Source organism: Streptomyces nogalater (genome assembly GCF_039532885.1).
GTDB classification, from domain to species: domain Bacteria; phylum Actinomycetota; class Actinomycetes; order Streptomycetales; family Streptomycetaceae; genus Streptomyces; species Streptomyces nogalater.
Genome location: NZ_BAAASM010000009.1, coordinates 106,020 through 118,168 on the forward strand (window position 1 = coordinate 106,020; position 12,149 = coordinate 118,168).

8 protein-coding genes are annotated in these 12,149 nt (G+C 73.7%); 3 read left to right on the top strand and 5 right to left on the bottom strand.

Annotated elements, in window-relative coordinates:
• Positions 1-9 precede the first annotated feature (9 nt).
• Complete coding sequence (locus ABD350_RS08395) at positions 10-1,464, bottom strand: MFS transporter (RefSeq protein WP_344347172.1); 1,455 nt, start codon at positions 1,462-1,464, stop codon at positions 10-12.
• A 45-nt stretch (positions 1,465-1,509) separates the two neighbouring features.
• Positions 1,510-3,042 (bottom strand): MFS transporter, encoded by a 1,533-nt coding sequence (locus ABD350_RS08400; RefSeq protein ID WP_344347173.1) that lies wholly within the window; start codon positions 3,040-3,042, stop codon positions 1,510-1,512.
• Between ABD350_RS08400 and ABD350_RS08405 the strand changes: the two genes are divergently transcribed.
• Positions 3,041-3,910 carry a helix-turn-helix transcriptional regulator gene (locus ABD350_RS08405; protein WP_344347174.1) on the top strand — a complete coding sequence of 290 codons (870 nt, stop codon included), beginning with the start codon at positions 3,041-3,043 and terminating at the stop codon, positions 3,908-3,910. The two genes, ABD350_RS08400 and ABD350_RS08405, sit on opposite strands and share 2 nt — an antisense overlap.
• Positions 3,911-3,963: 53 nt before the next feature.
• Positions 3,964-5,097, top strand: coding sequence for a tRNA dihydrouridine synthase DusB (gene dusB, locus ABD350_RS08410; RefSeq protein ID WP_344347175.1), 1,134 nt, complete (start codon positions 3,964-3,966; stop codon positions 5,095-5,097).
• Positions 5,098-5,130: 33 nt separating this feature from the next.
• Here the strand turns inward: dusB and ABD350_RS08415 are convergent, their stop codons facing one another.
• The 3 genes from ABD350_RS08415 to ABD350_RS08425 are packed head-to-tail and all read right to left on the bottom strand — an operon-like array spanning position 5,131 to position 10,325.
• Positions 5,131-6,840, bottom strand: coding sequence for an alkaline phosphatase family protein (locus ABD350_RS08415; protein WP_344347176.1), 1,710 nt, complete (start codon positions 6,838-6,840; stop codon positions 5,131-5,133).
• A 60-nt stretch (positions 6,841-6,900) separates the two neighbouring features.
• Positions 6,901-8,838 carry an amylo-alpha-1,6-glucosidase gene (locus tag ABD350_RS08420; protein ID WP_344347177.1) on the bottom strand — a complete coding sequence of 646 codons (1,938 nt, stop codon included), beginning with the start codon at positions 8,836-8,838 and terminating at the stop codon, positions 6,901-6,903.
• Positions 8,835-10,325: an MGH1-like glycoside hydrolase domain-containing protein gene (locus tag ABD350_RS08425; RefSeq protein WP_344347178.1), complete on the bottom strand. Its 1,491-nt coding sequence runs from the start codon at positions 10,323-10,325 to the stop codon at positions 8,835-8,837. The genes ABD350_RS08420 and ABD350_RS08425 overlap by 4 nt, the downstream gene beginning before the upstream one ends.
• Positions 10,326-10,445: 120 nt before the next feature.
• Between ABD350_RS08425 and ABD350_RS08430 the strand changes: the two genes are divergently transcribed.
• On the top strand, positions 10,446-11,684 hold the full coding sequence (locus ABD350_RS08430) for an ROK family protein (RefSeq protein ID WP_344347179.1): 1,239 nt from the start codon (positions 10,446-10,448) through the stop codon (positions 11,682-11,684).
• The last annotated feature ends 465 nt before the right edge of the window (positions 11,685-12,149 follow it).

Consider the following 12,149-nt stretch of genomic DNA (forward strand, 5'->3'; position numbering starts at 1 on the left):
CCGGCCGGGTCATGCGCCCTTCGACACCGTCTCCGCCACCGGGCGTATCTCCGCCGTCTCCAGGCTCGCCGCCGTCCGCCGGGCCGTGCGGCGGGCCCAGCGGCCGCTGGTCAGCAGGCCGAGGACCAGGACGGCCAGGCCGCAGCCGGCGAGGATCCACCAGCCGGGACGGGCCGCGGAGACGAACGTCTGCCGGTACGGCGACGAGCCGATGCCGGAGGCCAGGACCGCGCCGACCACCGCGACGCCGAGCGTCGAGCCCAGCTGCCGGCTGGTGGAGGCGACGGCGGCGGCGACCCCCGCCTGGGCGCGGGGCATGCCGGACACGGCCGTGTTGGTGATCGGCGCGTTCACGAAGCCGAAGCCGATGCCGAACAGGACGTAGCCGAGCAGCAGGGTGGCGTTCTCCGTCTCCGCCTCGAACGCGGCGAACAGGACACCGCTCGCGGTCATCGCCACACCCGCCACCAGCAGGGAGGCGCGCGGGCCGCGGCTGCCGACCAGTCGGCCGGACAGCGGGGCGCACAGGAGGATCGGCACGGCCATCGGCAGCATCCACAGGCCCGCGTGCAGGGCGTCGAGACCGCGCACGTTCTGCAGGTACAGGGTGGACAGGAACAGGAAGCCGCCCAGGGCCGCGAACGCGCTGATCGCGATCACGGTGGCACCGCTGAACGGGGCCGAGCGGAAGAAGCGCAGGTCGATGAGGGGTTCGGCGCGCCGGGGCTCGTACCAGAGGAGGGCCAGGAGGGCGGCGACGGCGATCGCGGCGAAGGGGAGGACGGGGCCGGTGCCGGATTCCGGGGCCTCGATGATCGCGTACGTCAGCGCGCCGAACAGGGCGATCACCAGCAGCTGGCCGACCGGGTCGGGGCGGCGGGCCCGGGGCGCGCGGGACTCGGGGACGTAGCGCCAGGTGAGCAGGAGGGCCGCGAGGCCGACCGGCAGGTTGAGCCAGAAGATGGCGCGCCAGTTCACCGACTGCACCAGCAGCCCGCCGACCAGCGGGCCCGCCGCCATGGCGATGCCGACGACCGCGCCCCACACGCCGATCGCGCGGGCACGCTCGCGGGGGTCGGTGAAGGTGTTGGTGATGATCGACATGGCGACCGGGTTGAGCATCGAGCCGCCCACCGCCTGGATCATGCGGAACACGACGAGCAGTTCCAGGTTCGGGGCGAGGGAGCAGAGCACCGAACCCGCGGTGAACACCGCCAGGCCCGCCATGAAGACCCGCCTGCGGCCGATCCGGTCGGCCGTGGAGCCGGCGAGCATCAGCAGCGAGGCCAGTACGAGCGTGTAGGCGTCGATGGTCCACTGCAGTCCGGAGGTGGTGGCGTCCAGATCGCGTTGCATGGCGGGCAGCGCCACGTTCAGCGCGGTGGTGTCCAGGCTCACGATCAGCAGGCTCATACAGCAGATCGCGAGCACGAGCATGCGTCGGCGAGGGCTCAACTCGGGCATGTGCGCCATCGTACGCCCATGTCGATAGTGCGTCTAACTAATGAGTCATACATGATCCTTGTCGGGCAGCCGGAGGCCGAGCACCATCAGCCCCAGCAGCCCGGCCGCCTGCACCGCCAGCACCACCGCCAGCGCCCGGCGCATCCCGGCCCCGGGGACCAGGGACAGGAACAGCGAGCCGAGCGTTGCCACCCCGACCGCCAGGCACGACTGCTGGAGCGTGGCCGCCAGGCCGCTGCCCGTCCCGGCCAGCCGGTCCGGGATCGCCGCCAGCAGGAACCGGAAGTACAGCGGCAGCTGAAGACCCTGGCCGATCCCGCACAGCGCCAGGCCCGGCGCCAAGGCGAGCGGGCTCAGGTGCGGCCAGGGGCCCAGCAGCGCCGTCGCGGCCATCGTCGCCAGGCCCGCGATGTGCGCCACCGCCGCCAGCGCCACCGCCCGCCCGCCGAACCGCCCCACCGCGCGCGGCGCCAGCATCGACGCGGCGAACTGCGCCACCCCCATCGGCACCAGTGCCAGCCCCGCCCGCAACGCCCCGTACCCGAGGCCCTGTTGCAGCGTGACCGCCGTCACGAACATCCAGCCCGCGAAGCCCGTGAACACCGGCAGCCCCAGCAGCAGACCCCGGCGCACCCCGGCGGACGCCAGCAGCGACGGCGGCAGCAGCGGGCTCCCGGCGGTGCGCTCCGCCCGCCGCTCCACCCGGTGGAAGGCCAGGGCGCACAGCGGCGCCGCGCCGAGCAGCAGCACCGACCACAGCGGCCAGCCCGCCGCCCGGCCCTCGGTCAGCGGCAGCAGCAGCGCGCACAGCGCCGCCGCCAGCAGCGCCGTACCCGCCAGATCCGCGCGTGCCGGACGCTCCGCCCGGCTGTCCGGCACCGACCGCAGCGCACAGCCGAGCCCGGCCACCGCCACCGGCACGTTCACCAGGAACACCGCGCGCCAGCCGGTGCCCGCCAGGTCGGCGGCGACCAGCACCCCGCCCAGCACCTGCCCGAGCACGATGGACACCCCGCCCACCGAGCCGTACAGGGCGACCGCGCGGGACCGGCGCTCACCGGACGTCGTGGCGTGGATGGTGGCCAGCACCTGCGGCAGCAGCAGAGCCGACGCCGCCCCCTGGGCCACCCGCGCGGCCACCAGCCACCACGCGCCCGGCGCCAGTCCGCAGGCCAGCGAGGTCAGCCCGAAACCGGCCACCCCCCACAGGAACAGCCGCCGCCGGCCGAAGGTGTCCCCGAGCCGGCCGCCCAGCACGAGCAGCACGGCGTACGCCACCGCGTACCCGGCCACCACCATCTCCAGGGTGGCCGGGGGCGCGTGCAGATCGTGCTCGATCGTCGGCAGCGCCACGTTCACGACGAAGAAGTCGATCATCGGCAGGGCGGCGCCGAGCAGCAGGGTGAACAGGCCGAGCGGGGACAGGGCCGCCCGCGGCGGGGCGGCGGGCGCGGAAGAGGTGGTCGTGGTCACGCCCCGACTCTGCGCCGGGTCCGCAGCCGGGTACCAGACGGTGGTTATCCGGGTACCGGCACCAACTGGCACAGGGGTACGGCCGGACGGCACCCTGGGTGCCATGACCATCGCAGTGCCCGAGCAGCAGACGGAGATACGGCGGCGGGAACTGGCCGCCTTCCTGCGCAGCCGGCGCGAGCGGATCACCCCCGAGCAGGTGGGCCTGCCCCGCGGCCCCCGCCGCCGCACCCCCGGACTGCGCCGCGAGGAGGTCGCCCAGCTCTCCGCGGTCGGCGTCACCTGGTACACGTGGATCGAGCAGGGCCGCGCCGCCCATGTCTCCGCGCAGGTGCTGGACGCCGTCGCCCGCGCCCTGCTGATGGACCCCACCGAGCGCGCCCACCTGTTCGCCCTGGCCGGCACCCACGATCCGCGCACCGGGCCGGAGTACCCGGTCGCCGCCAAGACCGCCCTGAAGGTCGTCGAACGGCTCGCCCCCTATCCGGCCTCCCTGCAGAACGCCCGTTACGACGTCCTGGCCGCCAACCGCCCCTACGCCCAGCTCTTCGGCGACCCCGCCGGGCTGCCCCCGGCCGACCGGAACTGCCTGTGGCTGCTGACCACCAGTGAACGCTGGAAGCGGGACTTCCTGGACCGGGACGAGATGCTGCGCGACCTGATCGCCAAGTACCGCGCGGGTATGGCCGAGCATGTGGCCGAGCCCGCCTGGAAGCAGCAGCTGAACCGGCTGCTCAAGGCCTCCGCCGAGTTCCGCCGGCTGTGGGAACGGCACGAGGTCGCGCCGATGTCCCCGCACGTCAAGCGGTACCGGCACCCCCGGGTCGGGCTGATCCGGCTGGAGCACCGGAACATGTGGCTGGCCCCGCAGTCCCCGGCCCACCGGGTCGTCGCCTATCTGCCCGCCGACGAGGAGAGCGAGGAGCGGCTGGAGCGGCTCGCGGAACTGCCCGACGAGCGCCCGGCCGGGTGAGGGACAATGGAGTCCTGCCCCTGTCGCCGTAGATCCGTACCGGAGCCCTGACGATGCCCCACCCGCTCTCCATCGGGCCGCACACCGTGACGCCGCCCGTCGTGCTCGCACCCATGGCGGGGATCACCAACGCGCCGTTCCGCACCCTGTGCCGGGAGTTCTCGGGCGGCAAGGGCCTGTTCGTCAGCGAGATGATCACCACCCGGGCGCTGGTCGAGCGCAACGAGAAGACCATGCAGCTGATCAGGTTCGACGCCGGCGAGCGGCCGCGCTCGATCCAGCTGTACGGCGTCGACCCCGCGACCGTCGGCAAGGCCGTCCGCATGATCGTGGAGGAGGACCTCGCCGACCACATCGACCTGAACTTCGGCTGCCCGGTGCCGAAGGTGACGCGCAAGGGCGGCGGCTCGGCGCTGCCGTACAAGCGGAACCTGCTGCGGGCCATCCTGCGCGAGGCGGTCACCGGCGCGGGGGACCTGCCGGTGACCATGAAGATGCGCAAGGGCATCGACGACGACCACATCACCTACCTCGACGCCGGCCGTATCGCCGTCGAGGAGGGGGTGACCGCCATCGCGCTGCACGGCCGTACCACCGCCCAGCACTACGGCGGCACCGCCGACTGGGAGGCCATCGCCCGGCTGAAGGAACACGTGCCGGAGATCCCGGTGCTCGGCAACGGCGACATCTGGTCGGCCGAGGACGCGCTGCGGATGGTGCGGGAGACCGGCTGCGACGGGGTCGTGGTCGGCCGGGGGTGCCTGGGCCGGCCGTGGCTGTTCGCGGACCTGGTGGCCGGGTTCGAGGGACGTACCGAGGATTTCGTACGGCCGACGCTGCGGGAGGTCGCCGACGTCATGGTGCGGCACGCCACGCTGCTCGGGGAGTGGAGCGGTGACGAGTCCAAGGGCGTGGTCGACTTCCGCAAGCACGTCGCCTGGTACCTGAAGGGCTTCGCGGTCGGCTCCGAGATGCGCAAGCGGCTCGCGATCACCTCGTCCCTCCGGGAGCTGCGGGCCGGGCTGGACGAGCTGGACCTGGACCAGGCGTGGCCGGCCGGGGCGGAGGGGCCGCGGGGCCGGACCTCCGGCAACAACCGGGTGGTGCTGCCGGACGGGTGGCTGAAGGACCCCTACGACTGCGCGGGCGTCGGAGAGGAAGCGGAGCTGGACACCTCCGGCGGCTGACCGGCCGAGGACCCGGTCGGCTGAGAGGGCGTGTCAGTTCCTCCCCGGCCCCGGTGTCGAGCCGTATGCCGTCAGGAAGCGGTCGCGGAAGGCGCTCATCTTCCAGACCGGGGCGTCGCGGGCGGGGCGCAGGCCGTCGGTCCAGTGCCAGCCGTCGATCCTGTCCAGCAGCCCGGGGTCCTTGGCGACCAGCGACACCGGCACGTCCCGGCTCGCGTGGGTGCCGCTGACCCGGGCGATGGGCTGGTGGTCGCCGAGGAACACCAGCACGGTGTCCTTCGTGCCGTACCGCTCCAGCCACTCGGTGAGCGCGGTCACCGAGTACCGGATCGACCTGCCGTACTCCGCGCGGGACTTGGCGGTGTCGGCGATGACGTCCGCCGCCTTGCTGCCCGTCGCCTCCATGGCCCTGAAGGCCGAGCCGTCGCCGAGCCGGTCCCAGTCCACCATCCGCGGGACCGGCGCCCAGGGCTGGTGGCTGGAGGTCAGGATGAGCAGCGACAGCCGCCCCTTGCCCGCGGCCGGCCGCTTGCCGTGCACCCGCTCCTGGTACTGCTGGAGCGCGTACTGGTCGGGCATGGTCGACCAGCTGAACCTCGGCCCCCGGTAGCCGAGCCCGAAGGCGTCGTACACCTTGTCCAGGCCGTACCACTTCTGCTCCGGCCAGCTCTTGCGCACACCCGGCATCACCCCGACCGTCTCGAACGCGCCGGTCTTCCGGAACGCCTCCGTCAGACTGAGGCGGTCGCTCGCCATGACCGTGCGGTAGCGCTGCTGGTTGCTGATCCACAGCCCCGACATGGTGGTGGAGTGGCCCAGCCAGCTGCTGCCGCCGTACGTCGCCGAGGTCAGCCAGCCGCTCCGGGCGTGGAAACCGGCCCGGGCCAGGGCCTTGGTGCGGGCGTCGAGCATCCGGCCCACGCCGGGCGCGATGCCCGGGTCCTCGATCGCGCTCCGGCCGTAGCTCTCGACGAAGGTGAAGATCACGTCCTTGCCGCGCAGACCGGGCACGAGCCGGTCGCCCGGGGTGGTCCCGAACGCGTCCGCCCGGGCCACCTTCCGGAACTCCGCCTCGTCCCGCAGGGTCTCCGAGACCCGGTGGGCCCGGTCGCGCAGCGCGGTCACGGTGCGGTGGGAGGCGAGCGGCACGGCCGCCGGCTGGAGGCCGAGCGAGGCACAGGCGACCCACGCCACGGCGGCTGTCGACGCGCCGCGATGGGCGGCGGCGGGGTGCCGGGCCAGCAGCTCGGTCAGCCGCACCATGGACAGCGCCAGCAGCACGAAGAGCAGCAGGATCAGGGCGATGGTCCCGGCCACGGCGACGAGGGCCACCGTGGTGCCGAGGGAGTCCTCCAGATACGACTTGGCGTCCCCGAGCAGGCTCCAGTCCAGCACCACGTCGAAGGTCCGGCCGAGGTACTGCCGAAAGCCCATGTCCAGCGCGTTCAGCACGGTCAGCGCCGCGAGCAGCACCCCGGAACCCGCCGCCACCGCCATCCGGGGCCGGCGCGGCAGCGCGGGCAGCAGCACCGCCCCGACGACGGCCTCCGCCGGTACGCGCACGAAGGCGGCGGGCCCGAGCCGGTCCACGGAGTCCGGCAGCACGAGCGCTCCGAGCACGAGGAGGGCGGCGAGTCCGGTCAGGGTGCCGGACAGCGCCCGCGCCCTGCCCGGCCACCACGCCCTGCGTACGGACTCCTGCGGCCCGGCTTCCCCGGCCCCGGCCACGACTGACTGACGCATGCCCTTCGATACGGCTCACGGCAGGGCGCTGTTCACCGAGGAGCGCGGAACATCGTCCGCTCAGGCGCCCCCCACCGCCGTCAGCAAGGCCAGTGGCGCCGCCGCGGACCGGGCCTCCCGTCCGCAGGCGTGCGGATACGGCACCGGCTCGCCGTGCGTGTCCCGCCCGTACCCGGCCCACACCTCCGGCAGCCGGTACCCCGTCACCGCCGCCGCGTCGACCAGCGCGTGCGCCACCGTACGGGCCTCGTCGTGCAGCCCGTAGCGTGCCAGGCCCAGCGTGATCAGCGCGTTGTCGTGCGGCCAGACCGAGCCGCGGTGGTAGGACAGCGGGTGGTAGGCCGCCTGCCCGGAGGCCAGCGTGCGCACGCCCCAGCCGGAGAAGAAGTCCGGCTCCAGCAGCCGCCGGCCCACCACCTCGCCGTACTCCTTGTCCAGCAGCCCCGACCACAGCAGATGCCCGGCGTCGGAGGCGAGCGCGTCGATCTGGCGGCCCTGTCCGTCCAGCGCGAGCGCCGGGAACGACCGCTCCCGCATCCAGAAGTCCCGCTGGAACCTATCCCGCAGATCGGCCGCCGCCTGCTCCAGCAGCGCCGCGTACGTCTCGTCGCCCCACACCCCGCGCGCCACCGACGCGGTACGGCGCAGCGCGTCGTACGCGTAGCCCTGCGCGCCCGCCGCCATCACCGCGCCGGTGGGCCGGGTGCCGTCGGCGCAGCAGATCGCGCCGGGGGAGTCCTTCCAGTTCTGGTTGGCGAGGCCGCCCTCGTCGGCGCGGTAGACGAGATAGCCGCGCGAGGTCAGCCCGCCGTGGTCGAGCATCCAGCCGATGGCGGCCCGGGCGTGCGGCTCCAGCCGGCGGGCCAGGGCCGTGTCGCCGGTCTGCTCGACGTATGCGCCGAGCAGGACCAGGAACAGCGGGGTGGCGTCCACCGAGCCGTAGTAGCGGCCGAACGGCACCTGCCCGAAGTGGGCCAGCTCCCCGTGCCGCACCTCGTGCACGATCTTGCCGGGCTGGGCGACCGGGGAGTCACCGGTGTCCGTGGCCTGGGTGGCGGCCAGGGCCAGCAGGGTGGCGGCGGCCGGCCCGGGGCGGTAGGGCAGGGTGAACAGGGAGGTCAGCAGCGCGTCCCGGCCCAGCAGGGTGAGGAACCAGGGCGCGCCGGCCGCCGGGACGCGCACTTCCTCGCCGTCCGGTCCGCCGGCCGGCACCTGGAGCGCGGCCAGGTCGGCCAGGCCCCGGACGCAGGCCGAGGCCAGCTCCGGCCAGCCGGTGGGGAAGGCCATGCCCTGGGTGAACTCCTCCTCCTTCGCGCGTAACTGGCGGTGGACGGCGGCCGGGTCGCGGGGCACGCGCAGCGCGCGCTTCTCGCCGTGCGGGCGGGCGATCACCCGCAGCAGCAGCTCGGTCGTACCGTGCGGCGCGAGGTCGAGGGCCCACACCAGGCGGCGGGCACCGGTGCCGGTCTCCTCCACGGCGTCCGGCGCGGGCTCGGCCGTGATCGTCGTACAGGACCGCCAGTCGGCCCGGCGGTAGCCGAACTCGATGCCGTCGGGCAGGAGTTGGCGGGAGCGTACGGCGCCCGTCTTGACGTAGGTGCGGTGGTCGGAGCGGAGTTCGAACTGGTCGGTGAAGTCGGCGTCGACGGTGAGCGCGAGCCGGATGGTGGTGGGCACCGGGCGGTTGCTGGTGACCTTCAGCGACTCCACGAACGAGCTGTCGCCGACGGCCTGTTCACGGAAGACGGTGCAGGCCGGAGGCTCCTGCCGGCCGCCGCGCGGGACCAGTACACAGCGCGTCTCGTCCCCGTCCGTCACCGGGCTGAGCACCTCGGGCACCGCCCCGTCGACGGTGAGCTGCCAGCGGCTGAGGTGCCGGGCGTCCCGGACGAACAACCCGTCCGGGGAGCCGCCGCCGCGTACCCCGCTGATGTCGCCGCGGTCGCCCACGGCGGCGAAGGTGGCGCCGTGCACGAGCAGATGATGCCGGTCCGTCATCCCCGGTCCCCTCCTTGGTCACTCCTGTCGAACGTGCCGGTGCCGGGCGCGGACACGTCCCTTGACGGGCTCTTGTCCGGCCTTTGACGTGCGTGTGATGCGGGCTCGCGGTGGTACAGGTCCAGCGCGAGCGCCGCCGTCCAGCCGAAGCCGGTCGCCCCGCAGGGCTCGCCGGTGTACGGGTCGACGTACTCGGCGAAGCCGGTGGCGTCGGCCAGGTCCAGGAACGCCGCGCGCAGGGCGTCGGCCGTGGCCGTCTCGCCGTGCGTCCGCAGCCCGCGCTCCAGCAGCCAGTTGGTGTTGAACCAGGCCGGGCCGCGCCAGTACCGGTGCGGGTCGAAGGCCTCCCCGAGCAGGTCGTAGCTCGGCACCAGCCGGGTGCGGTCGCCGAGCGAGAAGTGCGGCCCGCGCAGGGTGGCCACCAGCGCGGCGGCCACGGCGCGGGGCAGGCCGGGCAGGAGCAGCGGGATCAGCCCGGAGACCGAGCGCTCGGGCCGCCGTCCGCCGCCGCGCAGGTCCCGGCACAGGAACATCCCGGCGGCCGGCTCCCACAGCCGCTCCACCAGGACCGCCGTCAGCCGCTCGGCGCGCTCGCGGCGGGCGGCACCGGTGGCGCCCAGCTCCTCGGCGATCCGCGCGAGGGCGTGCTCGGAGGCGATCAGCAGGGCGTTGAACGCCGGGTCCTCCACGGCGAACTCCCCGCCCCCGGTGCCGTGTTCACCGCCCGGCCCGTCCCGGTATCCACGGTCGCGGTAGTCGGCGGCCAGGCGCACGTACCGGCCGTAGTCCAGGTCGGTCGGCCGGTCCTCCGCCGCGCCGTGGTCGAGGTCGGCGCGGCGGAAGGAGCGGGCCGGGGCCGGGGCGATCCGGGCCAGCGGGGCGTCCCAGCAGGGGCTGTTGTCCATGCCCTGCTCCCACGGGTGCACCACGGACACCAGTCCGGCGCCGCCCAGGTCGCGCCGGTGCAGCAGATACCGGTGCCAGGCGGCCAGCTTCGGGTAGACCCGGGCCAGGAAGCCGCGGGCGCGGGACAGGGCCGGGTCGGCGCGGTGCACCAGCCAGGCGGCCAGCGCGTGCACCGGTGGCTGCACGATGCCGGAGGTCTGTACGGTGCGCGGGGCGCCCGCGGCGCGCCCCGCGGTGGAGGAGCGCCAGAAGTCGGGGCTCGGGAAGTAGGCGTCCAGCGGGACGGAGGGGTTGAAGACGATGTGCGGGACGCGCCCGTCGGCCCACTGCGCGGCCAGCAGCGTCTCCAGCTCCGTCTGGGCCCGCGCCGGCGAGACGTGCCGCAGCCCGATGGCGATGAACGCGGAGTCCCACGACCACTGGTGCGGGTACAGCTTCCGGGACGGGACCGTCGAGGCGCCGGTCCAGTTCGCCGCCAGCACCCGGGCGGCCCTGACGTGCGGGGACGGCGGTGCGGTCGGTGGATCGTATGCGATCTCGTACGGGAAGGGACGGGTACTGAGCTGGGCGGTGCGATCCACTCGGGGCTCCCCGATGACGTCCGGCCGCGCGAGTTCGGCTGCGGCCACCGTAGGGTTACGTCTATTTAACACGCAAAACTCAATATGTAAGGCAAGCTGGAGAAACACAAGGGGGTGCGCATGACCGGACGTCCGGGAAGGGCCACCAGGAACGGCAGGAGCGGCAGGAGCGGAGCCCAGGCGGGAGCCGGCGATCTGCTCGCCCTGGTGCGCAACGGCCGGGCCGTGACGCGCGGGGCGCTCCAGCAGGCGACCGGACTGTCCCGGGCCACCGTGGGCCAGCGCCTGGACCGGCTGTTCCGGGCGGGCTGGCTGCGCGAGGGCGCCGGCGGTCCGGTCGACTCGCCGCTCGGCGGACGCCCTTCCATCACCCTGGAGTTCGACGACTCCCACGCGGTGGTCCTCGCCGCCGACCTGGACACCCGGCACGCCCGCGCGGCCGTGCTCTCGCTGACCGGGGAGATCCTCGCCGAGCAGTCCGGCACGCTGGTGGTGGAGGAGGGCCCGGAGTCGGTCCTCGGCGAACTGGGCGGCTGGTTCGAGGAGTTGCTGGTCAAGGCCGGGCACCGGGCGGAGGAGGTGTGCGGCATCGGACTCGCGGTGCCGGGCCCGGTGGACAGCGAGACCGGCCGGGTGGTGCAGCCGCCGATCATGCCGGGCTGGGACGGCTACGACATCCGCGGCCGGATGTCGCGCGCCTTCACCGAGCGCACCGGGGCGCCCGCGGTTCCGGTGCTGGTCGACAACGACGCCAACCTCATGGCCTACGGCGAGCAGCGCACCGGATACCCCGACTGCACGGCCTTCGTGCTGGTCAAGATATCCACCGGTATCGGCGCCGGGGTGGTGGTGGACGGCTCGATCTACCGGGGCGTGGACGGCGGCGCGGGCGACATCGGGCACATCCGGGTCGGCGCCGACGCGGTGTGCCGGTGCGGTTCGCAGGGCTGCCTGGCGGCGGTGGCCAGCGGGGGCGCGGTGGCCCGGCGGCTGGCCGCGTCCGGGGTGCCGGCCGCCTCCGGCTCCGATGTGCGGGACCTGCTGGCCGCCGGACATCCGGAGGCCGCCGCGCTGGCCCGGGAGGCCGGGCGCCGGGTCGGGGACGTGCTGGCGACGGTGGTGACCCTGCTCAACCCGGGCGTGCTGATGATCGCGGGCGACCTGGCGGGCACGCCGTTCCTGACCGGCGTGCGCGAACTGCTCTACCAGCGGGCCCTGCCCCGCTCCACGGCCCACCTGGACGTGGTCACCTCCCGCCTCGGCGACCGGGCGGGCCTCGTCGGCGCCGGCGCCCTGGTCGTGGAACACCTGTACGCCCCGGACCGGGTGGAGGAGCGCCTGGCGGCGATGGGGGTGTGACCGGGTCCGGGTGGGGGCGATGCGATGGGAGGGCTCCGGGCCGGTGTCGCGGGGGCGGGTCCCGGCCCGTGTGACGGGGCTGTTTCCGGTTGCGACTGGTGTCCGACGCGTCGTCCGCATGGTGGAATTCGGCGGCCTGTGGCAGCGTGATTCTCGCCACCCTTGATAGGGGTAGCGCTCAGATGAGCGGATCATGTGCGACTGCACTTCTCCAAGGGGTGGCACTGGGTGCCACCCCTTGATCGTTCAGCGATCGAAATCAGTCGTGTCGGTGAGTGCTCATGTGAGCGGAAATCCGCACCTGTGGGCGGCGATGCGTTCAAGAAGTGAAAACATAATCTCCGTCAGGCTTGCCAAGCTTTGACTTTCGATCCGCTGGCGGACGGGTGGTTACAGCCGTATGACGGGCAAGTAGACGTACCCAACCACCTTCGATCTGGGTATGTTCCTCGCCGTCAGGGCAGC

Bases quoted from the DNA above. Each gene is read 5' to 3' on its own strand.
- ABD350_RS08395 (WP_344347172.1), bottom strand. From the start codon at position 1,464: ATGCCCGAGTTGAGCCCTCGCCGACGCATGCTCGTGCTCGCGATCTGC.
- ABD350_RS08405 (WP_344347174.1), top strand. From the start codon at position 3,041: ATGACCATCGCAGTGCCCGAGCAGCAGACGGAGATACGGCGGCGGGAA.
- ABD350_RS08400 (WP_344347173.1), bottom strand. From the start codon at position 3,042: ATGGCACCCAGGGTGCCGTCCGGCCGTACCCCTGTGCCAGTTGGTGCC.
- dusB (WP_344347175.1), top strand. From the start codon at position 3,964: ATGCCCCACCCGCTCTCCATCGGGCCGCACACCGTGACGCCGCCCGTC.
- ABD350_RS08415 (WP_344347176.1), bottom strand. From the start codon at position 6,840: ATGCGTCAGTCAGTCGTGGCCGGGGCCGGGGAAGCCGGGCCGCAGGAG.
- ABD350_RS08420 (WP_344347177.1), bottom strand. From the start codon at position 8,838: ATGACGGACCGGCATCATCTGCTCGTGCACGGCGCCACCTTCGCCGCC.
- ABD350_RS08430 (WP_344347179.1), top strand. From the start codon at position 10,446: ATGACCGGACGTCCGGGAAGGGCCACCAGGAACGGCAGGAGCGGCAGG.